This window comes from candidate division WOR-3 bacterium, assembly GCA_039801905.1.
Classification (GTDB): domain Bacteria; phylum Hydrothermota; class Tepidihabitantia; order Tepidihabitantales; family JBDRVQ01; genus JBDRVQ01.
Map to the genome: position 1 here is coordinate 1 of JBDRVQ010000020.1, position 25393 is coordinate 25393.

A 25393-nucleotide genomic window follows, 5' to 3' on the forward strand; every position below is an offset into this window, starting at 1 on the left:
GGGGAACATAAGCAAGTTCTGGATAATACTGCCTAACCGAGGTATTAGTTAGTCTTTCCCAATTGCCAATTTGACCTTGCCCCCTTGGAGTATAACTATAGTGATATCGGTAGAAACCCCATCTCTGTCCACCACCGTACTCACTATTCCCCTCCAAGAAATATATCCCAACAGAAGGAAGTCCCTCCCAGGATGTGTAATTTCCTGTTTCTAAGGCAGAAGTAAGGGTTGCTGGGACAAGGAGGTCTTCTAACCGTCGCCATGTATCCTGAGGGATATCATATACCCAAAATTCCCGACTTCCTTTTCCCTTAATGGCAAAGATAAGATGTTCATCAGATGCTGGAATATAGCAATAAGCAAGATTTGCTCCGGTATCCACTGCTGGTTCTGGTAAAGGGGCTAACTCAACCCAGGTTGGATTGCCATAGAATTTACAATCAGCATAATAAAACCGGTTTCTTTGAAGAACCCTGTCTCGGAAGATAGCATATAGTCTTCCATAACCTGCTCCTTCATATCTTCCATAGCACATCGCTGTTCCCGCGGTCTGGCGATGAGGTGTCGGCTCAAAGTAATACCAAACCCCGTAGCCAAAAAGGCTTAACGGAAGGAGCAAAAATATAAGATAGATAGATAGATACTTACTCATAACACACCTCCTCTTTTCATCATATAATATTATATATGGGAAAAAATATTTGTCAAGGGTTCGGTTTGGATAAGATTCCAAAGGGTGGTTGACAAGAAAGAAAAATTTTATATGATTAGGGATGGGAAAAATAAGAATTGGTATCTTTTATCTCTTTTTCTTCTTATCTTTATTCGGGCAGAAGATTGAGATGAAGAAGGCGAAGTCTTTTAGCCTGCCCAACTTAGAGAAGAAAAAGATTTGCCTTGATTCCTGTCTGGGGAAAGGACCGGTCTTTATCTCCTTCTGGGCGCTCTGGTGTAAAGCCTGTATTGAAGAACTTGATGCCTTTAAGCCGGTCTATGATGAGTTTGAGACCCTTGGTTTACAGGTCTTGGCGATTTCCGAAGATGGTCCTCAGGCACAAGGGAAGATTAAGCCCTTTGTGAAATCCCGGAAGTGGCGCTATCAAGTTCTTTTAGACCCCACAAATAAGGTGAAGGATTTATACGGGGTGAAGGCGATGCCCACCAGTTTTTTGATTGATAAGAATGGGGATATTATCTATCAGCATACCGGTTATAAGAAAGGGGATGAGAAGAAGATTCAGGAGAAGATAAAAGAGTTACTGAGGAAGGAAGAGAAGAAGTAAGGGATAATCGCTATGGGTTTTAAGGGCAGGTATTTAATTGTCCTTCTGCCGTTTTTTCTTTTTGCCCAAGAAACTGATTCCACAGAGGTTGAGGAGGTCTCTCCGGGGATTGTCTTTTCTGGTGCTACTAAGACCGAATATTGGTTCTTTTTCGGTAATGATTCTTTAATTCGGAAGACGGAGCATTTTGAGACTAACACTTCTCTCGTGATAAATTATGAGAGATTTTTTTTGACAGGAAATCTCTTTCTCTTTGAACCATCACGGCCCAAAACTCCTTTTCGGTTAATCAGTGGTTCTTTTGAGTACCGGATTCCCAATTTAGAATTGGGCTTTGGTGATTTCTATCTTTTATTCGGTCGGGGATTAACTCTCCGTTCTTATTGTGATGAGAATTTTCGCTATGATAAACGCCTTTTTGGTTTTTCCAGCCGGGCGGAGTTCTGGCAGAACGAGATTCGTTTATTTTCCGCTCGTCCCAGAAATATCTTTTTTTCTGAGAATGCCTATCGGTTTGAGAACGATACGAGTGACCTACTACGCGGGATAGAATTTAACTCTTCTTTGCTTCCTCATTTTGAGTTAAGCGGTCGTTATCTGAGATTAAACCGGGAGAGTGATTTAACCCCCCAGGCATTTACGGAGATTTTTGGTCCAGGTATTTCTTTTAATTATCAGTCCTTAGAGGTTTATTACGAGTATGCCCATAAACTCCAAACTCGGGAGATTATCGGTGGTCGGAAAAAGGGGAGAGGCCATTATTTCAATCTCTCTTTTGCCTCTTCCCTTTTCGGTCTTTTGTTTGAGTATGAGGATTACGATTCTATTGATTTGGGCGGAACTGGTTTTCGGTATAATGACCCACCGACACCAATTAAAAGGGGGATTTCTATAAATCGGGGAGTTGACGAGAGGGGATTTGGTCTTACCGGTAATACTTCTTTATTTAATTTTAATTGGGAAGGGAGTTATGCCTGGTTTTATAACCATAAGAAGGAGAAGGGGATAAGGGAATTGGTCAATAAGATAGAGTTTGAATTTTCCGAAAAGTTGGTCCCGGTTTTTACCTTTGAACATATAAAAACAACCGGCATTGAAGAAGGGATTTTATTCCGGCGGGAGATGAAGCCAATCTTAGAATTGAGATTTCATTCCCTTAAAAATTTTACTCTTACCGGAAGTATCAATTTTGTCCGAGAAGGAGAAGATTCTTATCAGGAAAGGGGAATCTCTCTTTCCGCTGATGTCTTTAAGGAATTTACCCTTACTTTTAATTACGAGAGTGCGACGAAGGCGGTAAAAAGGTATGACTATGATAAGAGTTGGCTATTATTGGAAGGGAGTTTTTCCCTTTTAGATAATCTAATTTTACGAATTAGGCTCGGAGAAGAGAAGGGTGGTTTGGTCTGTTCCGGTGGGGTCTGCCGCTACGAGCCACCTTTCTCGGGAATAAAGAGTGTTTTGGTGATGAGGTTTTAGTTATGCGGAAACTCTTTTTTCTTATTCTTCTCTTGCTTGGGATTTTTCTTTTGGTTAGTGGCTTATTGGGCGGTGCCTTCTTAGAGGTTTTTAAGGCGGGTTCTTTGCTCTGTCTTTCCTGTATGGGGTTAGGATGAGACCTTATCGTTGGGGCCAAGTTATCTCTTTAATTCTCTTGAATCTCTATCTCTGGGGATTTTTCCAAAGGAATCTTATCTATACCGGATTTTTAAAGGGGTTTATGGGACCGATTCTTCACTGCTGGTCAACACCAACAACTTTCTTCTCCTGTCCCCTTGGTTCCTTTCAACATTTTATCGGTCTCCATCTTCTACCGCTCTATCCCTTGGGCTTTATTATTATCATTTCTGCTTTTATCGGTCGGATGCCCTGTGCCTGGGTTTGTCCTTTTGGTCTTTTGCAGGATTTACTTTATAAGATTAAAATTTTTAAGTGGCGCCTGCCAAAATTTATTAATCTCTTAGGAATAATCGTTGGCATTGTTGTTGGTTATCTTTTTGGGAGAAATAGATTTGAATATGGGATTTATAGTGGATTACCATTGGCGATACTCTTGGGGTTAGTCTTTAATCTCATTCCAGGAATAAAAGGAATTAAGATGCCAATGAGTTATCTCAAATATCTATTTCTTTTGGTCTTTGCCATAGTCTTTGTTTATCTTACTACGGAACCCTGGTTCTGTAAGATTTGTCCCGCGGGAACCTTAGAGGCGGGAATTCCTTTGGTCCTCTGGGACCCAGATAATTACTTAAAGGCGATGGTTGGGACTTTCTTTTACTTTAAACTTATTATTTTGGGCTTTCTTTTAATTAACTTTATTGCCATAAAGAGACCATTCTGTCGGGCGGTCTGTCCGATTGGGGCAATCTATTCTTTAACCAATCGGATAAGTATTTTCCATTTGAAAAATTCAAAGGAGATTTGTACCGGCTGTGGTGTTTGTGAGAAGTTCTGCCCGACCGCGCTCTCTTATCAAGAAATCCCGGAAAATTCCGATTGTATCCGCTGCCTGGAATGCTATTATAAATGTCCCAAGAAGGCAATAAAAATAAAGTGGGGATAATTCCAAAGGAAAAAAAGCCGGATTGGTTAAAAGTGAGATTACCGGGGGGAGAAGATTATTCTCAAGTATTAAAGACCTTGAAAGGGTTAAAACTTAATACCGTTTGTCAGGAATCCCACTGCCCAAATCTTGGGGAATGCTTTGGTAAAAGAACCGCTACCTTTATGATTTTGGGCAAGGTCTGCACCAGAAATTGCCAATTTTGCTCTGTGGCATCTGGAAAGCCAGAGGCAGTGGACCCAGAAGAACCGAGAAAGATAGCAGAAGCGGTTAAAATTTTAGGCTTAAAATATGTGGTAATAACTTCGGTTAGTAGAGATGACTTGTCTGATGGCGGAGCGGAACATTTTGCCGAAACAGTGAGAAGGATTCGGGGAGAGAGTCCTTTCTGCCGAATTGAACTCCTTATCCCGGACTTTCTTGGGAATACCAAAAGTATTGACAAAGTGATGGAAACGCAACCGGATGTGATTGGACATAATCTGGAAACGATAAAATCTTTAACTAAAGAGATTCGGGACAAAAAGGCAGACTACGAAAGGTCGCTTTTTGTTTTAAGATACATAAAAGAGAAGAGTAGAATTATAACAAAAAGCGGTTTGATGGTTGGTTTAGGGGAGACCGAAGAGGAGATTATTTTCACTTTAAGGGACTTAAAAAGGGTAATGGTTGACATTATTACCATTGGTCAGTATTTGCCACCCACTAAATTGAGTCCTCCGGTGAAGAAATTTTATACCACCGAAGAGTTTTTTCGCTTAAATAAGTTGGGAAAGGAGATGGGATTTTGGAAGTTTTTTACTGGTCCTCTGGTGAGAAGTTCTTATAAGGCAGGAGAAATTTTTAAATAAAAAAGGCGGGAGGGAAACCTCCCGCCTCTATTTTTAGGGATTTCCTAATCACTCAGGATGACTTTCTCGGTAACGAAAGATTTACCCGCATTCAGTTTCAAGAAGTAGATTCCTTTCGGGAGAGGTCTTCCGGTTTCATCTCTACCATCCCAAATGAGATTGGGAGTAAGGGAGTTAAATCTCTTCACCACCTTTCCGGAGGCATCATAGATGACTAAATTGCTGGAATTATTCGGCAGGCTTAATGAAAGTCTGGTTGACTTAGAGAAGGGATTGGGAGAGCAGGAGAGTTTCACCGGTGTTTCCTTTTTGTTCTCGGCAATACCGATAAAGACCGAAAGAGGAACCTTATGAACAAAGACTGGGTTTTCTGTTGCCTGTCCTTGTCCCTGAACAACAAAGCCTGCCTGTAAATCTCCGATATAGGTAATCCAGACGGTATCATCAATCACTTCTGTTACACATGGGAAGCGGAAGGAGACAGTGGTTGTGGTATCGGTTAGAAGCACCGGTGGCAGCCAGGTCAATCCGTTGTCTAAGGAAGCGGCTCCCCAGATCGCTCCTCTCAAAACCTGGGTTGTTGGTTCCTGGTTGCTGGCGACAAATTCCTCCCAGACAGCGACAAGAATTCCTCTATCAGGATGCTGACCAATTGTTGGGCGGTTGGCGAAGATAGCATTATAGCCAACCGAGGCGACGATTGATTCTGGTTGTGCTCTATGAATTCTTGACCAGGGTGGAGTATTGGTTGGGCAGTAGTGCCAGATTTCGGTTGGAATCACCCAACCGGTATCACGAATCACAGGGTAGAGGGTAGCAACAAAATGGGGATTATCTCTTATATCAAAGAAGCCATAAAGGGAGGCGATGTGGAAACTGGCTAAGGTCTCAGAACCAGGGGTGAATGCGGGTGGGAAAGGTAAAGGAATCACCTCACTCCAAGTCTCACCACCATCTGGGGAAATTCGGAAGGCGGCGCTATCAACCGTGGCATCAGGATGGTCCCATTGGGTCCACATCACCATTACATTATTAGACCGTAAAGAAGAGGCGATATTATGGCAGGGTCCGGCATTGGCAATTGGTTCACCTGCCACCGGACCGATGGGGATCGGGGTAGTCCAGTTTGGCCAATCCCGGATTTTGGCGTAATAGAGATTATCCTGAGTTGCCGCATCAATCATTAGGCAGTGAATCCAGCCATTCCGGGTAACAGAAATTGGTGGCCATTGATAACCTTCAGGACCATTGGCGACTTCTGGGAAGAGTCCGGCTCCCGGTGAGGCATCCTTGGTAGCGATTGGAACAAGATTATTTGCTCCTTCTGGCACACCGTGGGCACAGGCGACCGCTTCCCCGGTTGGTAGGATATGAAAGCCACCAAAGCCGGTTCGCAATTGGAAGGCATTTTGTCCATAGTTCATATAAGGCGGTTCTAAGAAAGTCCAAGTCCGGGTTTGGAAGTCATAGAAGTTATAGCGCATATTCCGGTTTGGCCAACCGGAGGCAGCATCCGGAGAATACATCCAAAGGACATGGACACCCCAGTTTGGATCATTGGCAATCATATGGTAGCAGGGTCCGTTGAATTGCCAGTCGTACATTGTGCCACCAACGGTATCAACGGTGCCAACCAGGGCGAAGTTAACCGGATTGAATGGGGGATAATAGACCTTCAGATTTTCTAACGGGCGGTTATCATCCGGCAAGATATTTTTATTTACCATTAATTTGCTCCTCTCAATTCCAAAGAGGGAAATTGAGAAGAGAAGGGAAAAGATAATAAGGTAACGCATAAATCCTCCTATAACCTTAGATTATAAAAACTTTTTTGAAAATGTCAATAGGGCAGTCTTACTACTCAATTTCCAATCTTTCCGCTCCTATTACGAGACATTTAGGGAGAAAGAAAATAGACAGGGGAGCATCCTCCAAAATGGAGAAGAGAAGAGACCTTTCTTCATAGAAGAAATTGGGAAGAAAATTGCGAAAGAGATTGGGAAGGGAAACAATGTGGAAAAGAGAGGGAAAATGGGAAGAGAAATTCTCCTTTTTACCCTCCAAGGATGCCGTAGGGGGAACTGACCCTATCTTTTTGGTAAAAAGGCTTTAAATTATTGAAAATGAGTAACTTAAAAAATTTTCTCCCTTTCCAAAAGGTTATCTCATCAGATAATTTTCCTTTGAACTATTCCCAAATTATAACCTTTATTTTGATTTAATTGACATTGGAGAAATTTCCCTTAAGATAAATTTATGCACGAGAATACAAAGGTTGTGCACGGAAAAGAGATTTTATTTGATTATCAGACCCGTTCCCTTTCGGTTCCGATTTATCAAACTGCCCTTTTCACTTTTGCCAGTGCCGAAGAAGGGGCAGAGATTTTCGCCGGGGAAAAGGAAGGATATATCTATACGAGGTTGGGAAATCCAACGATTAGAGCCTTAGAGGAAAAGATCGCCTTCTTAGAGGAAGGGGAAGATTGCTGTGCCTTGGCTTCCGGAATGGCGGCAATTGCCAGTGTCCTATTTACCCTCTGCCAGAAGGGTGATGAGGTTATCGCTTCTTATCCCATTTATGGTTGTACTTATTCCCTCTTGGTCTCAATTCTTCAACCCTTGGGGATTAAAGTGCGATTTTTGCGCGCCGGGAATTTTTTGTCCGAGACGAAGAAGGTAGTATCCAAAAAGGTAAAGTGCTTATTGATTGAGAGTCCGACCAATCCGACCTGTGAGATAATTGATATCCGAGAAACGGCAAAACTTGCCCATTCGGTTGGTGCCTATTTAGTAATTGATAATACCTTTGCCACATTCTATAACCAGAAGCCCTTAAAACTTGGTGCCGATGTTGTTGTCCATTCCGCAACCAAGTTCATATCCGGACACGGCGATACCCTTGGTGGTTTAGTAATTGGAAAAAGGGATTTTATTGAGGAGTTAAAGGATAAGGCGCTTCGCTGTTTGGGTGGGGTGATTAGCCCATTTAACGCCTGGCTCCTCTTGCGGGGGATAAAGACTCTTGGGGTGAGGATGGAGAGGCATAATGAGAATGGGATGAAAGTGGCAGAGTTTCTGGCAAAACGAGAAGAGATCTCCCGGCTTTACTATCCCGGACTCCCCTCCCATCCCGGATATCGGATTGCGAAATCCCAAATGTCTGGTTTTGGCAGTATGCTCGCCTTTGAGTTAAAAGGGGGTAGGGAAGCGGGAAGAATTTTAATGAATAGTATAAAACTTTGCCTCTGCGCGGTGAGCCTCGGTGATACCGCAACTCTAATTGAGCATCCCGCCTCAATGACCCATTCTTCTTATTCCAAGGAGGCTTTAAAGAAAGCAGGCATTAGCGAAGGTTTAGTGCGGATGTCAGTGGGGATTGAGGACTATCGGGACATTATTGCCGATTTAAGCCAAGCCTTGCAAAAGATAAAAGGGGTTGCGAAAAAAGTTAGAGGAGATTCTTAAGAAGGATAGGCGGTATAAATTAGATGCCTATCTCTTTCTCTTTGAAGCCTTAGATTACACAAGAAAAATTTTTAATAAGCCAAAACACGTGACCGGGCAGGAACTCCTGATGGGGATAAAGGAGTTGGCAAAGATGAAATTCGGTCGGTTGGCAAAATTGGTTCTGGAAGATTGGGGGGTAAAAACGACCGATGACTTCGGAGAAATTGTCTTCAATCTGGTTGAGGCGAAATTGCTAACGAAAACGAAAGAGGATAAGAAAGAAGACTTTCACAATGTTTACTCCTTTGATGAGGTATTTGTCAGGGATTACGAGATCAGTTTTAATGGAAAATAACGAGGTTTTAATATCTTTCCTCCAAGAGAAACTTCCCCGGGTGCTCCCTTTTTATGAGGAGCGACCGGAACAGAAGGAAATGGCTCTCTGGGTGGCAAACTCTCTAAAAAATTCTAAAAACCTTTTGCTTGAGGCGGGGACCGGTGTCGGGAAGAGCCTCGCCTATCTCTTACCATTGGTTTGGCACAGTCAGAAAGAAAATAAGCGGGTCGCAGTTTCTACTTATACCAAAATTCTTCAAGAACAGTTAAGGAAGAAGGATATCCCGATTGTTCAAAAACTGATCCCTTTTCGGTATGCCACCGCCTACGGTTCGGATAATTACCTCTGCCGACGCCGGATGGAGAGAAATCTTCGCCTGGGACTTTTTGAACCAGAGGAGGAGAAGGAGTTCCGGGAGAAGGTCTCATTCTGGGCAAGAGAAAAAAATGGTTTGGTTGTTGATTTTCCGGAGAATATCCCTTCGGGTCTTTTGGCAAAAATCGTTCGGGATGGGGAGAGTTGCCTCGGAAAGAGATGCCCGTTTTATGATGGGTGCTATTATTTTCGGGCAAAGAGAGAATGGGAAGAGGCTGAGGTATTAATTATCAACCATTTTCTCTTTTTTGCCCATTGCGCCACCGATTATCAACTCCTGCCAAAATTTGACACCATTATCTTTGATGAAGGGCATCGCTTAGAAGATGCCGCAGTTAGTTATTTTGACATTGACCTTTCTCATACCAGTTTCCAAAGGAGCCTTGCTCTTCTTTACAATCCGAAGACAAAAAAGGGCCTTCTCCCTAACCTACCAATCAGTTTTTCCCGAAGAGAAGAGTTAAAAAAGAAGGTTTTAGAAGTGGAAGATTCCCTTGACGATTTCTTTTTAGAGATTAATGAACAGATAGAACCGAGGAAAAGGATTTTGAGACCCCCTTCTCTTCGTACTAAATTCCTTTCGGAATTAGAAAGTCTCAACGCTACTCTCTTAGAGGTGTGGCGGGAGTTAGAAGATGAGGAGTTAAAGATGGAGTTATGGGGAATGATCAAGGGCTTAAAGAAGAAGGAGAAAGAGATTAGAGAATTTATTAATCTCAGTGATTCGGGTTCGGTCTACTGGGTGGAGAAGGAAGAGGGGAGAACTTACTTAAAAAGTGCTCCCCTTTCCGTAGCGGGAATGATTAAAGAGATGTTGAGTAATTTTAAGGTTTTTATCTTAACCTCGGCGACCTTGACCGTAGCCAAGGATTTCAAATTTATTACCAACCGTCTGGGAATTGATGAGGCGGATAGGAAACTCCTTCCCTCCCCCTTTGATTACAGTAGGCAGAGCCTCCTTTTTATTGATGAGAGATTACCCTTTCCCACTGAGGAGGAGTTTGTTAAAAGATGCGCTTTGGTGATTGATGAGTTAATCAAAGTGGCTCGGGGTAGGACCTTAATTCTCTTTACCAGTTTTAAGATGATGGAGGAGGTCTTTGCCCGTTGTCTCAAGGGGAGATTTTCTTTCTTAAAGCAGGGGGATAAGCCTCCTTATGAGTTGTTAAAAGAGTTTCAAGAAGATACCGCTTCTTGCCTATTCGCTACCGCTTCCTTTTGGCAGGGGATTGATGTTCCGGGGGAGGCATTAAGTTCCTTAATCATCACCCGCTTACCTTTTGATGTACCCGATGAGCCAAGGATTGAAGGGATTGTTGAGGATTTGAAAAGAAAAGGGATTGAGCCATTCTGGAATTTTCAATTGCCCCAAGCGATTCTCCGTTTCCGCCAGGGTTTCGGTCGCCTCATTAGAAATAAGAATGACCGGGGTGTGGTTTCGGTTTTGGATAAACGCATCATTAGAAAAAATTATGGGAGTTTATTTTTGAAGTCTCTACCGGAAAATTTGCCAATTACCCTTAGTATCAATCCGGTTGTTGGTTTTTTCCGAAAGCGATGAGAAAATCTTCCTATCTTTCTATTAACTTAAAAGAAATTAGGGAAAAGGCTTTGTCTCTTTTGGCGGAATGCCGAATTTGTCCCCGGGAGTGCGGGGTGAATCGGTTAAAGAATGAAAGAGGACACTGCCAGACTGGTCGGTATGCGCTTGTCTCCTCTTATGGACCCCATTTTGGGGAAGAACCGGAATTGGTGGGCAGTTCGGGTTCGGGAACGATTTTTTTCTCTTATTGTAACCTTAATTGCCTCTATTGTCAGAATTATGAGATAAGTCAGTTGGGGGAGGGGAGGGAAAAGGATAGAGAGGCTCTGGCGAAAATTATGGTCTATTTACAGGAGATTGGTTGTCATAATATCAATCTGGTCTCGCCGACCCATATTGTTCCCCAGTTTTTAGAGGCATTAGAATTGGCGGTAAAGGAAGGGTTAAAAATTCCCATTGTCTATAATTCTGGTGGTTACGATAAAGTTGAAACTTTGAAATTATTGGAAGGGATAATTGACATTTATATGCCGGATGCCAAATATTCGGACGATGAGAATGCTAAGAGATATTCTAATGCCCCAAACTATTTTGCCACAAATAAACGAGCATTAAAGGAGATGCACCGGCAAGTTGGTGATTTAGTCTGTGATGAGAGGGGAATTGCCCAAAGGGGATTGATTATCCGCCATCTCGTGTTACCGAATCGGATTGCCGGTTCTTTTCGGGTATTAGAGTTTATCGCTCGGGAAATTTCTAAGGATACCTATGTTAATATCATGGCACAGTATCGCCCTTGCTATCATGCCTCCCGGTATTTAGAACTTTCCCGAAGAATAACCGATGAGGAGTTTAAGGAGGTTATTGAGTATGCGAGGAGTTTAGGCCTCCACCGAGGATTTTAAGATTGGAAAATTTCCTTGACATTATCCGTTTTGGAGATATGATATAATGAATGAAAGAAATTTTAAGGTAAAAAGAGGAGGGGGGTATGCCGGAAGAATTATTGCTTGATTATTATATCCCGATAGACTCCCGAACCGGGAGAGGGGCGTGTTGGTCAAATATTTTCCTTCACCCAGGTGGTGTCCCGGGACATGCGGTGATGCATGGTGTTGCGGTAAATATAGAGCCGGCTGGCGGTTTGAAACACGTGAGAGTGAGTATAATATTAACATTTCCACCTGACGCCGTAATTTTCACCCTGATATTAGACAGAATAGAAATCTATACCTACGAAGGGACCCTTCCTCCTTATTCTCCACCTTTCAGCAAATGTCTGATTCATCCCCAGCCATCATTAAATATAAACCTTAAGGACCAGTTGGATTTCCAAACCTCCCTCCTTTATCCAATTCCAGCCACCGCTCCTCAGTATATGCTCAATATCAAAATTTATGGAAATTATGAGAAGATATAAAAGGGAGGGAAAATGGCCGGGATTAGATACCTTTTCTTAATTGCTAACCTTTTGCTAATTTTTGGAGAAATTTTTCCTCAGGAGTATCGGTTTCTACCCGATTTTCGGGTTAACCAGGACTCACCGGTCGGCACCTATTACCATTCTACTGGTTTTGTTAACGGACATTCCATTGTCCAGATGGGTGATTATTTACTCGTCGCCTGGTATGGAAATCAGGAAGGAGGAGGTGATAATTATCAAGTCTATATATCAAGAAGCACTGACCAGGGAATGAGTTTTTTGCCTCAGATGAGGGTTGGTAACTTTGCCAAAGCAATTCTTCCCGCCCTCACTTATGACCATTTTGGTAATCTCTATTTAGCATTCACGGCCCGGACACTTCCTGGTGATACGATGCATATCTTCTGTGCTCGTTCTTCGGATACCGGTCGGACATTTCCCCAGATTACCCGGGTTGATGCGATTCATGGTGATACATCATACGCCCCGAGTAATCCGGCTATAGCCTGTAGGAGAAATGGTGAAGTTTATATCGTTTGGTCGGACCTTCTCGCCCCACCGAATACTGGGGCTCGGGTACTCTTTGCTAAGAGTAGTGATAGTGGAAGAACCTTCTCCCGTCCGCTTCTTTTGAGTTTAAGAGAGCCTCCTTTACACTCTTCCCTGCCAACAATGGCTGTTGATGGGCTTGGTAATATCCATATCACCTGGCGCGATAACCGGCTTTCTTACCCCCTTACCCAATATCATATCTTTTATACGAAAAGCACGGATGGCGGTAATTCCTTTCTCCCTTCAATTTTGGTTGATACCATCACCTTCACTTCCGCGACATTCCCCTGTTTAGCGGTAAACTCAACCGGGCAAGAAATTTATGTGATATATAAGGCAAGAATAAATGGCACCCATCATATTTACCTCTCCAAGAGCAATGATTTTGGCAATACCTTCCAAGAATTGGGGAGGGTTGACCATCCGGATACCTTGCCTTCGGATGAACCAAACCTTGTGCTCTTACCACCGAACCGGCTATTTTTTACCTGGAAACATGGTTTCTATCAGGCGACCGATATCTATTTCCGTTTCAGTCCGGATGGTGGGAATAACTTCTCGGAAATTTATCGGGTAAATACTCAATCTTCTCCCGGAGTAAATTATGGGCAGATTGCGGTTGATGAGAATTTGGTTGTCTATTGTGTTTGGACCGATTTTCGGCATAGTCAGAGTAGTTCGGAGATATATTTCACTAAGGGGATTCCTGAGCCCGGAGCTATAGAAGAACCTGTCTTCCTTTCCTTTCGTTCTATTGCCCCAGGTTTCCCTCACCCTCTAAGAATATGGGACGTAACTGGTAAGGTGGTGCCAAAAGGCAAAAAATTACAACCCGGGGTTTACTTTTTAAGGATTAACGAGAAAGGAAAGGAAAAGATTAAAAAGGTCCTCCTTTTGAGGTAGACTTTTATCTTTTAGGGGGTTAAAGGCGAGTATTCCCAAAATAAAGAGAGATTTTAATTTGACTTTGCTTAGTTCTTTTGTATAATGATTTGACTGCGCCTGTAGCTCAACTGGATAGAGCGGCGGACTACGAATCCGCAGGCTGGAGGTTCGAGCCCTCTCAGGCGCATAAGATTGTGAATAGATTCAGGAAGGAAGATTTTTTCTTTATGGGCGAAGCGATTAAGGAAGCAATTAAAGCCTATGATGAAGGTGAGGTGCCGGTGGGAGCGGTCGCAGTTCTTAATGGTCAGGTTATCGGTCGGGGACATAACCGAACTGAGGCTTTAAAGGACCCAACCGCCCATGCGGAGATTATCGCTATCTCGGCGGCGGCGAATGCCCTCGGTAATTGGCGACTGAAGGATGTTACGCTTTATTGCACCTTAGAACCTTGTCCGATGTGTGCTGGAGCAATAATTTTGAGTAGAATTAAAAGATTGGTCTTTGGTCTTAGGGATGAAAAATTTGGTGCCTGTGGTTCGGTTGTTGATTTAATGGGTGAAAAGTTATTTAACCACAAAGTAGAAGTAAAAGAAGGGATTGAGAAAGAAAAGATTAGAGAGATGATGCAAAACTTTTTTAAGGAGAAGAGAGAAAAGTGAAGGAGAGGTGGCCGAGTGGACGAAGGCGCGCGACTCGAAATCGCGTTCCCGACGAAAGTCGGGACGGGGGTTCAAATCCCTCCCTCTCCGTTTCTGAGATGAAAGAAAATCACCAAAAGAAAAAAAATTGGTTAATCTTTTTTTCTTTACTTTACTTTTTCTTTTCTGGGTATGGGCAACCTTTACTTTTAAGAAAGGGATACTTACCACCAAATCAAGTTCAATTAAAAAATTTTGAGACCATCATTAAAAAGTTTACCCGCTTTAAGTCACACCGTAATCCTAATATCTGGCGGTCCAGAAAGAGAAAAGGGATGACGGTTGACACGGTTAGAGTTCTGGCATTACGGGTAGAATTTCAAGAGGACTTTGATACCTTAACCACCGGCAACGGTAAGATGGATTTGAGGGGTTTTTTAAGTCCTGAGGATGGCCTCTTTTATGACCCACCCCATACCAAAAAGTATTTTGAGAGACAGTTGGAGGCACTAAGAAATTATTTTTTGACGAATTCTTATGGTAAATTTTATATTGACTTTAAGGTGATGCCGGAAGGGGTTTTAGATTGTTATCAATTACCACAGACGATGCTTTATTATGGTGATTCAATGCATAAATTTCCTTATTATGATTTTACCGGTGTGGAGATGGGGCTCTGTCGGCTATTGGAGGATGCGATTCGGATTGCCGACCGGGATACTTTAATCCACTGGCGCGATTACGACTTCTTTTTAATCTTCCACGCCGGCAGTTGTAATCAGACCGATGTTTTGGGTAATAGTCCTTTTGATTTGTATGCGGCAACGATTGGTCAAGCCGCCTTAAAATACTATCTGGGTAAGGATTATATCCTGACCGATGAGGGGACAAGGATTGAGATTGCTACCATTCTACCAGAGATGGCGAGACAGGATACCGCCCGTTTTGGGGAATACGGAATGGAAGGACTCTTGGGGCTTTTAGTCCACGAATTTTGCCACCTTTTGGGTGCCTACGATTTGTATGATGTTACCGGTTATTCAATGGGTGTTGGTGCTTGGAGTCTGATGGGCTATGGGGGTTGGCTTGGTGATTACTGGGCGGGTGCACCGCCGGGTTCGGTTCCTTCGCTTCTTGATCCATTCCATAAGATTCTGTTTGGTTGGGTAGAACCATTAACCTTGATAATGCCCAAAGAAAGTGTTCCGGTTTTTTGTCAAGCAATGGATTCTTCTCAATTTAAGTTTCGGGGCGACTCCCTCTCGCCGGTGATTATTAAAATTCCCATAACTAATACCGAATATTTCTTAATTGAGAACCGGCAGGTTGATGTGAAAAAGAAGGATACGATTGTCGTTCACCGGGAGGATGGGGTTTTGGTGCGGATTGAAGATGGGGAATATGACTTCTTTTTACCGGGAAGCGGGATTTTAATCTGGCACATTGATGGGGCGATAATCGCTCAGTACGGTCCTTACAATGCGATTAATATCAATCCCGCCCATAAAGGGGTTGATTTGGTAGAAGGGGATGGCATTCAAGATTTTGACGGCTGGGTGGAGTTTTCTTCTTATGAGTTCTTAGGTTCTAAATACGACCCATTCTTTATTGGCGGTTTTTTAGATTCCCTCTCACCTGCCACCAACCCCAGTAGTGATGGTTATTACGGGAAAACATTTTATACGATTAAGATAAACTCTCCTCTTGATTCCCTTTACCATTCGGACTCCATAATGTCAATCTCTTTCCGTTGCGAACTCTACCGGAAAAATTTTCCGAAAGAGATGGCTAATCCTATCGCCACTCTAAATTACTCCGACTTGAACTTAGACGGGAAAATTGAGTTGTTAGTTCAGGATACCACAGGCGACATCTATGCCTTTGAGGAAGATGGTTCTTCTTATGGTGATGTTCCTTTTGCCTATATCAATTCTCCAACCAAAATGCCTTTTGCCATTGGCGATGTCCGGGGTGATGAGCAATTGGAGGTGGTAAGTGGTGGAGAAAGGGGAAGGGTGATTATCTTCTCGGCGGATGGGCAGAATATCCGAGATTTTCTTACGCGCGGACCAATCAGTTCACCCATTGTTCTCTTTGACCTAAACCGAGACGGCAAGAAAGATATCCTCTTCGGTTCTGAGGATCTCTCTCTTTATGGTTTTACCGGTGAAGGGGAGACCTTAACTGGTTTCCCATTTTTCTTCTCTTCGCCACCGAAAGGTTTAGTAGTGATTGATTCAATAAATCCCAAGATTTTTGCCCTAACCGAAGATAATAACTTGTATTTAATTGAAGATGGAGAGGTAAAGAAAAAGGTCTCTCTTTCTACCCGTCCCTTTCCGCCGCCTTCCCCACCAGTCGCCGGTGATTTGGACCGGGATGGAAAAATGGAGATCGGGGTTTTGGCTGCGGATGGTCTTAAATATAAACTTTTTATCCTTTCCGATAATGGTGAAATAAAGGCGGAATCAAGGTCAATGATTGACTACCCTTCCTTTTCTTCTCTTGCTCTCTCGGATATTGACGGTGATGGCTATTTAGATATTGTCTTAGCCGGTAAGAATAAGATATATGCCTTCTCACCCTTAGGGTTTTTAGTGAATAATTATCCAAAAGAGTTTGATTCGGTTTATATAAGAGAAGAGGTGATTGAAGGTTGGATAATTACCGAGGAATTCCCTTTTATCTTTCAGTCTTCACCGGTGATTGGGAATTTGGACGGCGATGGTGCCTTAGACATTATTATCGGTTCACCCGATAACGGTATTTTAGGAATTAATGGCATCACCACCGAGATGGTGAAGTATTTTCCGTTAATGACCTCGGGTTCCGTTTCTTTATCTCCTTTACTATTTGACTTTGATGGCGATAATAGATTGGAGATGGCGGTGGCGGATGAGAATTGTTTTCTCTATGTTTATAATCTGCCATTTGGGGTTAATGCGACCTGGGGAAAAAATCTCCTCTCCCCGGATAATAATCCATTCTTCAAAGAAAGACCGGCTCAAATTCCTGTGCCCAGCGAGAAGATTCTGGAAGAGTTCTATCTCTATCCCAACCCGTGCGGTAATGAGGGTTATCTCCGTTTGCGGACGGGAAGACCGCCAGTGAAGTTGCAATGGAAGGTTTTGGACATTAATGGGGAACCGGTGAAGGGGCTGAAAGGGGAATTGACCTTAAACTCCATTTTATCGCAGGAGATTTCTATCCCGACCACTTCTTTAGCCCCCGGCCTTTATATTATAAAATTGGAAGTGATGGGAGAGAAATCACCCCGCTTTTATAAGTTTGGGGTAGTGAAGTGAAAATCTATCTTTTGATTTTGGGATGTCTCTCTCTTCTGACAAAAGAGATTGATTCCTTTGGCTATCTAAGGGAGCGATGGGCGCGGTTGGAGAAAGGGAGGGGAATAAGGAGAAATTTTTGGGGAAAGCCCTTAATCCCTGAAAGTTTAATTAGAGACGACTTTTTACTTAATGGCGATACCTCAGGGGGAGCGAAGCAATCCCATCCGAGAATTAGAGGCAATTCCCAAGTGGTTATCACTTTTAGTGATACCCGGGATGGCAATGCCGATGCCCACCTTCAGAGATTTTCCCTTGCCGGTCAAAACCTCGGGAGAAACATTCGGGCAAATGATGATTGGGGCTTAAAATGGCAGGGGGAGCCGGATCTAACGATTTTACCCAATGGTAACTTTGTTTTAGGTTGGGAAGACCGGAGGGATTGTAATTCCGATGTCTATATCCAAATCTTTGACCCCAACGGAAATAAAATTGGAGAAAATATAAAAGTGAATGATGACCAGACGAGAACCGACCAGAGAAATGTATCACTTTCTCTTTTGGGGGAAGACCGATTTTTGGTGGTCTGGGATGATTGGCGAAATGACCCAGGAGACATTTACGGGCAAATCTTCAATCTTGCGGGCATACCAATCGGTTCAAATTTTCGGGTGAATGAAGGGACTTGGCTTCAATACCATCCTTCTTGTGCCAGCGATTCTCTTGGCAATTTTGTCGTTGCCTGGCAGGATGGAAGGGGTTCTTCTTGGGATATTTATGCCCGAAGGTTTGACAAAGATGGTAATCCATTAGGTAGTGATTTCCGGGTTAATGATGACAACACTAACCAATTTCAAGGTGACCCAGAAGTGGCGATGAGCGAAGATGGGAGTTTTATTATCGTCTGGTCCGATGAGAGAAATGGCAACTCCGATATTTATGGCCAAAGGTTTTCTCCTGATGGCACAAGGATTGGGGGGAATTTTTTGGTCAACGAGATGACCTCAGGTAATCAATCCCAACCGAGTATCACCCTTACCCCCTCCGGGGAGTTTTTTATTTCCTATACTGATGACCGATTGGACCAAGGCGATATATTTCTTACCGCCTTTGAGGAAAATGGCACAAGGAGATGGACGATTAAAGTGAACGATGACCAAATTGGAAATTATCAAGGGATGAGTGCGGTAACGATTGCCGAAGACAGAAAAATTTGGGTCGTTTGGGAAGATAATCGGGAAGGTAATCAGGATGCCTATTGTCAGATTTTTTTCGACTCTTTGAGGGTTGGTAATAATTTTCGGGTGAATGATGATTCTTTTTCTTCCCACCAGCGCTGTTCCTTCCTTTCGGTTTCGGGCAAGGGGGAGTTCGTTTGCGTCTGGGAGGATGAGCGGGGAAATGATATTGATGTTTATCTCCAAAGGTTTGACACCTTAGGAAATCTCATTGGTGGTAATATCTTGGTTAATGATGACCATTCTTCTACTCACCAATTTTATCCATCAGTCGCTCGGGATTTTCTCGGTCGGATGTTTATTGCCTGGACCGATACCCGCAGTGGAGAATCTGATATTTATGGTCAGTTCTTTGATGAAAACGGCAACCCCGTGGGCAATAATTTTTTGATCAACGACGATACCCAAAATACCCAATGGTATCCGGTTTGTGCCGCGGATAGCGCGGGAAACTTCTTAGTGGTCTGGATGGACCGAAGGGGAGAAAATTGGGATATTTACGGCCAGAGATTCCAAGGAAGGAATCCGGTGGGCAATAACTTTCGCATAAACGATGTGGCAAGTGGTGACCAGTTATATGCCTATTGCGCAATGGCAAAAACCGGTTCCGCGGTTGTCACTTGGATGGATAATCGGGATGGGGATTTTGAAATTTACGCCCAGATTTATGATGAGAATGGCAATCCCGTCGGTAATAATTTTAAGGTGAATGAGAGCAATTCCTCTTTCCAAGGTTATCCCGCCTGTGCCCGGAATGAACGATTTTTAGTTTTCGCCTGGGAAGATGAGAGGGAAGAGGATGTTTCCATCTACGGGCAGGTGTTTCTCAATAATGGGCAAAGGGTGGGCAATAATTTCCGGGTAAACGATGACAATACCGAAGAGGACCAGTATTCCCCAACCCTGGATATTGCTCCCAATGGCGATATTATCTTTGTCTGGTGTGATGGTCGAAGAGGGAGAGGGGATTTAGATATCTATGCCCAGAGATTTGATTCCACCTTAAGAAGAATCGGTGGCAATGTTTTAATCTCTAATGACGATTTATTTCCGGGCCATAACCAGTGGTTGATTGGGCAGGGAATAAAAATCTATAAGGATAAAATTGGATTCTCTTGGATTGATAACCGGAGGCATAAGGGATGGGATATTTATGGGAAGTTGGTCAACCTTAACTTCCTTTTCCTAAAGGAGATGGCTAAGGAGAGGATAAGAAAATTTTCTCCCTTCCTTTTTGGTGAAGAAGGAGGGGTATTATACGATGTGAAGGGGGCGCAGGTTAAAGAAGCAAAAAGGAAGGGGGTTTATATCTTAAAAGAGAGGAAGGGAGATAGATTTTTCTATAAAAAATTTATTAAGTTTTAAGGAGTGAAATATGAGGATAATGGGCGAACCGTTTAGGATGAAAAATTTAACTAAATTCTCTTTCCTTCTTCTCTTCTCTCTCACTTTTGCTGCCCTACCCAAGGGGGGGTATCTTGTCTCCTCCGGTATTTTGCCCGGGAGTGGTCAACTTCTCTTGAAAGAGAAGGTGCGGGGTGAGATCTTTCTCTTAGCGGATGGCATCCTCTGGCTTTCTTTAATCTCCACCCGGAGTTTCGGGAATTTCCTCAACCGCGATGCGATTCTCTTTTCCGTGGAGCACGCCGGAGCGAATGGTAATAAAGGGGATGAAGATTACTATAAATACCTTGAAGAGTATAACTCATCGGAAGATTTCAACGGCTTAATTTTGAGGGAGGCGCGCCATCGTTATCCGGATGATCCGGCAAAGCAGAAGGAGTATTTAGAAAAATACGGTTATTTTGGTGAAGATAGTTGGTGCTGGGAATCGGATTCCGCCCGGGTTCGCTACTGGCGTTTCCGCCGACGGGCTCGGAACTATTACTTGAAAGCGAAATTTTTCTTCGCCGGTAATCTGCTCCTCCGGGTCTTATCCGTTTTTGATTGCAGTTATCTCCTGGAAAGGAGGGAGCGTCTTTCTTACCAATTCCAAATTTTTCCGAAGGCATCCTTCGGTTTTAATTACCATTTTTAGATGAAGACCTTAGAGACGGACTTTTTGGTAATCGGTAGCGGATTGGCTGGTCTCTGGTTCACCTATAAGGTGAAGGATTTCGGTAAGGTGATTTTAGTAACGAAGAAGGATTCGGCGGAATCTAATACCAATTACGCCCAAGGGGGAATCGCCGCGGCTTTGGGTGAGGATGACAGCCCGGAGATTCATTTTCAGGATACGATGAAGGCAGGGGAAGGTCTGGCAAAGGAAGAGATTGTGCGGATGGTGGTAGAGACCGGTCCGGAGTTGGTGAAGGAACTCTTCTCCTTGGGGGTTGATTTCTCAACTTATTATAACTCTTATGGTAAGTTGCGCTTTGACTTAGGAAGAGAGGGGGGGCACAGCCGAAGGAGGATTGTCCACGCCCGAGACTATACCGGAATGGCGATTGAGGAGACCTTGCTTTCCCTCCTTAAAGAGAAGAAGGGGATTGAAATCCGACCCCGGCATTTTGTCTTGGATTTAATCGTGGAAGAAGGAGAATGCTTTGGTGCCTTAGTCTACGACCGAGAAGAGAAAGAGGTGATAGAAATCATTTCTGAAATTACCCTCTTGGCGACTGGGGGAATTGGTCAGGTCTATCTCCATACCACCAATCCCCCAATCGCTACGGGTGATGGGATTGCGATGGGATTCTTAAAGGGGGTGCCGGTCTCCAATATGGAGTTTATCCAGTTCCATCCCACATCCCTTTTCGGTCATAAGATTGACGGTCGGGCATTTCTGATTAGCGAGGCGGTGCGGGGTGAAGGTGGGGTATTGCGGAACTGGAAAGGGGAAGCCTTTATGAAGAGATACAGCGAAGCCGGAGATCTGGCACCAAGGGATGTTGTTGCCCGGGCGGTTTATAACGAGATGAAGATAGAGAATAAGGAATATCTCTTTTTGGACCTCACCCATCTGGACCCATTCCGGATAAAGGAGCGCTTCCCTAATATCTATAATACCTGCCGCCAATTTGGGATTGATATCACTAAGGAGAAGATTCCAATTGTCCCGGCCGCCCATTACCTCTGCGGTGGTCTCTTAATTGATAAGGATGGGAAGACCAATATCAAAAGGCTCTTTGCCGCTGGGGAGTGTAGTTATTCCGGAATGCATGGGGCAAACCGTTTGGCATCAAACTCTCTCTTATCAACCTTAGTCTTCGCCGACCGGGCGGCAAAGAAGGTTAAGGAAGATAAAGGAGTGAGAAGCGCCCCACCAAAGAGAAAGGAAAACCTCTCCTTTACTTCTCCCTTAGGAAGGGAAGAGGTGAATCGGCTCACTGGGCAATTGAAGAGGATGATGTGGGAGAATGTGGGGATTGTGCGACGGGATAAGGAACTATTAGCGAACGAAAAATTTCTTCAGGAGTTGTGGGAGAGGGTATTTTCCCCGGCGGAGTCAGGAATACCGGTTGACCCGGAGTTTCTGGAGTTGAGGAATCTCACCTTGATTGGGCTTTTAATCACGAAGTCTGCCATCTCCCGGAAGGAATCCCGGGGACTTCACTATAACCTTGACCATCCGGAGCGAGACGATAGTAATTACCTTAAAGACACAATCCTCACCAGAGAGATTTTGACTTAGAGATGCGGGGCGAATTTGCCCAAGCCTTAGGCAGTTTTGCTAACTTCTTAATCGCGGAGCGGGGTCTAACTAAAACTTCCGCTGACTTCTATCTCACCGATGTTCGCCAATTCTTATCAACGACCGAAAGGGAATCCTTAGCCGAGATTGGGAGTAAAGATATAAGAGACTATGTGAAAAAGATGTACTCTTTAAATCTCAGTGCCGCTTCGGTCGCCCGAAAGATTATCTCCCTGCGCCAATTCTTCCGTTTTCTATTAAAGGAGTCGCTTATTAAGAATGACCCAACCGAGGATATTGAATTACCAAAGACTAAGAGAAAATTACCGGTCGTTTTGACGGTGGAAGAGATTGAAAGGATAATTAAGGTCTGTGAAGAAGAAGGAAGTTATGAGGGCTTGCGGGCAAAGGCGATGATTGAAATCCTTTACGGTTGCGGTCTGAGAGCCGAAGAACTTTTGAGTTTGAAGGTGAATAACCTATTTTTGGATGATGGTTATATTACCGTGTTCGGCAAAAGGAAGAAAGAGAGGGCGGTGCCGATTGGTCAACCAGCAATCCAAGCGATAAGAGACTACTGGAACCTTTCAAGACCGAAATATCTGAAAAAACCGACCGAGTACCTATTTTTGAATACCCGGGGTAAAAGGTTATCAAGGATGGGGCTCTGGAAGATTTTGAATTACTTTATTAGAAAGGCGAAGATAACAAAGCCGGTCTCTCCCCATACCTTCCGGCATACCTTTGCCACCCACCTCTTGGAAGGAGGGGCAAATTTAAGGGCGGTCCAAGAGATGTTGGGACATTCCTCAATTACCACTACCCAGATTTATACCAAAATTGAGCGGGAATACCTAAAAGAGGTTTATAAAACATTCCATCCCAGAAGTTAAGTTTTGAAAAATCAAATACTTAGATAAAAGGGAATAGGGGAGAAGCAAAAATTATGCCAAACTGAAAATTTTACTAAAATTAAAATAAAAATTTAGTGTCCAATTTTGGGGGGTATTTCCGTATTTATTATAGAGTGCTATGAAGAAGTTAATTAAGGATTTTCCCTTTTTGGAGTTATCCGCCTGGGGCGGATTTATAATTATCAGAAGAGAGGTTGAGGAGGTGTTATCGGGTAATTAGTCCTTAACGAAAATGGCATTAAGAGTGAGATTTTTATCAAATAGGAGGGTTTTATCTTTATAAAAAGGGGTGTAGCATACAGGGGATGGTATCAGGGATTTAATAGAAGGGATAATAGAAGTTATAAGAAAAGGTATAATTTTTAATTTAATAAGAGATTTAATAAAGGGTTTAATTGAGAATTTAATAGATACTCTAAAAGAGGGTATAAAGAGAGGGATAAAGAGAAGCCTAAATTAGGGTATAATCCAGAGCCTAATCAGTGGTTTAATCCAAAGTCTAAATAGAAGCCTAATCATAAGAGAAACTTTAAGGCACCTTCATCGCAAAAGGAATGTCTTTTTAATATCCTCAAAACCTTGCAAGAATAGGGTATCTGGTATTTAAGGGAGGTCTGGAAATTAAACGGGTTGGGATAATAATGATCGACACCGATATCCATATTACGGATATAAATATATTCCTTAACATATCTCCTCCCTTTTATTTAGCAATAACTAATTTCTTTCTTATCCCTCTTTTTTCTTTTATATCAAGTTCCAAGATATAAACCCCTGGCTCCATCCCTTTTAATGGAATTTTTAACTCATTCCCCCTTCTTTCCTTAATCTCCCAAACCTTTATTAGTCTTCCTGCTGGGTCATAGATCTTCACTCTTTCTATAGTCAAAGGAGAAAAGATACGGACAGCGGTTCTTGCTGGATTGGGGTAAATTTTGGGCGGTGGGCGGAGAGCGGCGGGCGAATAGCGGTCTTCTTCTATCACACCGATTGGAAACCCATTTGGGTCTAAAACCTCACCATTTCTACTCACCCGAGCACAATAAATCCGATAACAGGTATAATTCCAATAATCCTCCCAGACAACCAAATAGTTCGTCCCACCAAAGGCAACGGAAAGATAAAAATAATCTGGACCCCACTGTCTGGCGGTTGCGATGAAGATGCCGTTTGTGTCTAAAACAATCCCCTCCGGCAAGACCCTGGCACAATAAATATCTAGATCATATCCCCCGTGACGTTCGTCTTTCCAGGCGACAAGGTAGTTTGTGCCCCCAAAAGCGATTGAAGGATCAGTTTGGCCATATGGTCCGTGTGAGATAAGAATACCATTTGTGTCTAAAACAACCCCGGCTGGTGAAATCCGAGCACCATAAATTCCAGTGTCTCGCCAGACAACAAAATAGTTTGTCCCATCAAAGGCAATTGAAGGGGTAAGTTGCCACATTGGGGCGGTTGAGATTGGGATACCGGCTGTGTCTAAAACAACCCCGGCTGGTGAAACCCTGGCACCATAAATATCAGGATAGTCACCGCTGCGGTAGTCCTCCCAGACAACAAGGTAGTTTGTGCCATCAGAGGCAACTGAAGGACACCCTTGAGAATATGCGGCGGTTGAGATTGGGATACCTTTTGTGTCTAAAACAATCCCGGCCGGTGAAACCCTGGCACCATAAATGTCATAAGAAGAGGCGCGAGAGTCAGCCCAGACAACAAGGTAATTTACCCCATCAAAGGTAATTGAAGGCTCAACGTGCCAACTTGCGTTAATTGAGATGGGAATGCCATTGGTATCTAAAACAATCCCTTGCGGTGAGACCCGAGCACCATAAATGTGGGGATAAGCACCATTGCGCCAGTCCTCCCAGACAACAAGGTAGTTTGTGCCATCAAAGGCAACCGAAGGAAAAACCTGGGCATCTTCCGCGGTTGATATGGAAAAACCCTGGGGATCTAAGACAATACCGGCCGGTGAAACCCGAGCACCATAAATGTCAGCATAATAACCATTCCGCCAGTCAGTCCAGACAACAAGGTAGTTTGTGCCATCAAAGGCAACCGAAGGTTCCTTCTGATGAGGGGGTATTGGTTCACTATTATATTTTGCTGAAATCCATTCCTCAAAGGTTCCTGGTTCTCTTCCATAAGGGTCAATCCAACGCGTAACCGGTATTGAATCATAGGGGTCGGCATAAATGATCGACACCGATATCCATATTACGGATATAAATATATTCCTTAACATATCTCCTCCCTTTTATTTAGCAATAACTAATTTCTTTCTTATCCCTCTTTTCTCTTTTATATCAAGTTCCAAGATATAAACCCCTGGCTCCATCCCTTTTAATGGAATTTTTAACTCATTCCCCCTTCTTTCCTTAATCTCCCAAACCTTTATTAGTCTTCCTGCTGGGTCATAGATCTTC

At 43.4% G+C, this 25393-nt stretch carries 21 protein-coding genes and 2 tRNA genes; 20 read left to right on the forward strand and 3 right to left on the reverse strand.

Annotated features, from left to right (window positions below; translation table 11 throughout):
- On the reverse strand, positions 1 to 652 hold a 652-nt coding region (locus tag ABIL00_05030), incomplete at its 3' end, for a hypothetical protein (protein ID MEO0110118.1).
- A 121-nt stretch (positions 653 to 773) separates the two neighbouring features.
- Here ABIL00_05030 and ABIL00_05035 point away from each other — a divergent pair.
- From ABIL00_05035 to lipA, 5 genes are read left to right on the forward strand one after another with little or no spacing between them, the layout of a single operon-like run.
- The gene (locus ABIL00_05035) at positions 774 to 1283 is read left to right on the forward strand and encodes a TlpA disulfide reductase family protein (GenBank protein ID MEO0110119.1); all 510 of its coding nucleotides are present in this window, start codon (positions 774 to 776) and stop codon (positions 1281 to 1283) included.
- Between the two features lie 12 nt (positions 1284 to 1295).
- The gene (locus ABIL00_05040; protein MEO0110120.1) at positions 1296 to 2762 is read left to right on the forward strand and encodes a DUF6029 family protein; all 1467 of its coding nucleotides are present in this window, start codon (positions 1296 to 1298) and stop codon (positions 2760 to 2762) included.
- A 2-nt stretch (positions 2763 to 2764) separates the two neighbouring features.
- A complete protein-coding gene (locus tag ABIL00_05045) occupies positions 2765 to 2899 on the forward strand; it encodes a hypothetical protein (protein MEO0110121.1) in 135 nt (44 codons plus the stop codon).
- A complete protein-coding gene (locus ABIL00_05050) occupies positions 2896 to 3846 on the forward strand; it encodes a 4Fe-4S binding protein (protein MEO0110122.1) in 951 nt (316 codons plus the stop codon). The genes ABIL00_05045 and ABIL00_05050 overlap by 4 nt, the downstream gene beginning before the upstream one ends.
- On the forward strand, positions 3837 to 4697 hold the full coding sequence (lipA, locus tag ABIL00_05055; GenBank protein MEO0110123.1) for a lipoyl synthase: 861 nt from the start codon (positions 3837 to 3839) through the stop codon (positions 4695 to 4697). The genes ABIL00_05050 and lipA overlap by 10 nt, the downstream gene beginning before the upstream one ends.
- A gap of 44 nt (positions 4698 to 4741) precedes the next feature.
- On the opposite strand, the gene ABIL00_05060 is transcribed toward lipA, so the two are convergent.
- The gene (locus ABIL00_05060; protein ID MEO0110124.1) at positions 4742 to 6493 is read right to left on the reverse strand and encodes a T9SS type A sorting domain-containing protein; all 1752 of its coding nucleotides are present in this window, start codon (positions 6491 to 6493) and stop codon (positions 4742 to 4744) included.
- A gap of 188 nt (positions 6494 to 6681) precedes the next feature.
- Between ABIL00_05060 and ABIL00_05065 the strand changes: the two genes are divergently transcribed.
- The 15 genes from ABIL00_05065 to xerD all read left to right on the forward strand — a co-directional run bounded on the left by ABIL00_05065 (position 6682) and on the right by xerD (position 22946).
- Positions 6682 to 6810, forward strand: a complete 129-nt coding sequence (locus tag ABIL00_05065) for a hypothetical protein (GenBank protein MEO0110125.1) — start codon at positions 6682 to 6684, stop codon at positions 6808 to 6810.
- A gap of 143 nt (positions 6811 to 6953) precedes the next feature.
- Positions 6954 to 8162 (forward strand): PLP-dependent aspartate aminotransferase family protein, encoded by a 1209-nt coding sequence (locus ABIL00_05070; protein MEO0110126.1) that lies wholly within the window; start codon positions 6954 to 6956, stop codon positions 8160 to 8162.
- The gene (locus tag ABIL00_05075) at positions 8134 to 8499 is read left to right on the forward strand and encodes a Minf_1886 family protein (GenBank protein ID MEO0110127.1); all 366 of its coding nucleotides are present in this window, start codon (positions 8134 to 8136) and stop codon (positions 8497 to 8499) included. Before ABIL00_05070 ends, ABIL00_05075 begins: the two co-directional genes overlap by 29 nt.
- Entirely contained in the window at positions 8489 to 10417 is a 1929-nt protein-coding gene (locus ABIL00_05080) for a helicase C-terminal domain-containing protein (GenBank protein MEO0110128.1), read from the forward strand. Before ABIL00_05075 ends, ABIL00_05080 begins: the two co-directional genes overlap by 11 nt.
- Positions 10414 to 11304: a radical SAM protein gene (locus tag ABIL00_05085; protein MEO0110129.1), complete on the forward strand. Its 891-nt coding sequence runs from the start codon at positions 10414 to 10416 to the stop codon at positions 11302 to 11304. Before ABIL00_05080 ends, ABIL00_05085 begins: the two co-directional genes overlap by 4 nt.
- 86 nt (positions 11305 to 11390) lie before the next feature.
- Positions 11391 to 11819, forward strand: coding sequence for a hypothetical protein (locus ABIL00_05090; protein MEO0110130.1), 429 nt, complete (start codon positions 11391 to 11393; stop codon positions 11817 to 11819).
- A gap of 12 nt (positions 11820 to 11831) precedes the next feature.
- Positions 11832 to 13277 carry a hypothetical protein gene (locus ABIL00_05095; protein ID MEO0110131.1) on the forward strand — a complete coding sequence of 482 codons (1446 nt, stop codon included), beginning with the start codon at positions 11832 to 11834 and terminating at the stop codon, positions 13275 to 13277.
- 95 nt (positions 13278 to 13372) lie between these two features.
- Positions 13373 to 13446 (forward strand) — tRNA-Arg (locus ABIL00_05100).
- Between the two features lie 7 nt (positions 13447 to 13453).
- Complete coding sequence (gene tadA, locus ABIL00_05105; protein MEO0110132.1) at positions 13454 to 13921, forward strand: tRNA adenosine(34) deaminase TadA; 468 nt, start codon at positions 13454 to 13456, stop codon at positions 13919 to 13921.
- Between the two features lies 1 nt (position 13922).
- Positions 13923 to 14011, forward strand: a tRNA-Ser gene (locus tag ABIL00_05110).
- 8 nt (positions 14012 to 14019) lie between these two features.
- On the forward strand, positions 14020 to 17205 hold the full coding sequence (locus tag ABIL00_05115) for an immune inhibitor A domain-containing protein (GenBank protein MEO0110133.1): 3186 nt from the start codon (positions 14020 to 14022) through the stop codon (positions 17203 to 17205).
- On the forward strand, positions 17202 to 19787 hold the full coding sequence (locus ABIL00_05120; GenBank protein MEO0110134.1) for a hypothetical protein: 2586 nt from the start codon (positions 17202 to 17204) through the stop codon (positions 19785 to 19787). The genes ABIL00_05115 and ABIL00_05120 overlap by 4 nt, the downstream gene beginning before the upstream one ends.
- Positions 19788 to 19824: 37 nt before the next feature.
- Positions 19825 to 20460 carry a hypothetical protein gene (locus tag ABIL00_05125; GenBank protein MEO0110135.1) on the forward strand — a complete coding sequence of 212 codons (636 nt, stop codon included), beginning with the start codon at positions 19825 to 19827 and terminating at the stop codon, positions 20458 to 20460.
- Complete coding sequence (nadB, locus tag ABIL00_05130) at positions 20461 to 22053, forward strand: L-aspartate oxidase (protein MEO0110136.1); 1593 nt, start codon at positions 20461 to 20463, stop codon at positions 22051 to 22053.
- 2 nt (positions 22054 to 22055) lie between these two features.
- Positions 22056 to 22946 carry a site-specific tyrosine recombinase XerD gene (gene xerD / locus ABIL00_05135; protein MEO0110137.1) on the forward strand — a complete coding sequence of 297 codons (891 nt, stop codon included), beginning with the start codon at positions 22056 to 22058 and terminating at the stop codon, positions 22944 to 22946.
- A 724-nt stretch (positions 22947 to 23670) separates the two neighbouring features.
- Here xerD and ABIL00_05140 read toward each other — a convergent pair.
- A complete protein-coding gene (locus ABIL00_05140; GenBank protein ID MEO0110138.1) occupies positions 23671 to 25173 on the reverse strand; it encodes a T9SS type A sorting domain-containing protein in 1503 nt (500 codons plus the stop codon).
- Between the last annotated feature and the right edge of the window lie 220 nt (positions 25174 to 25393).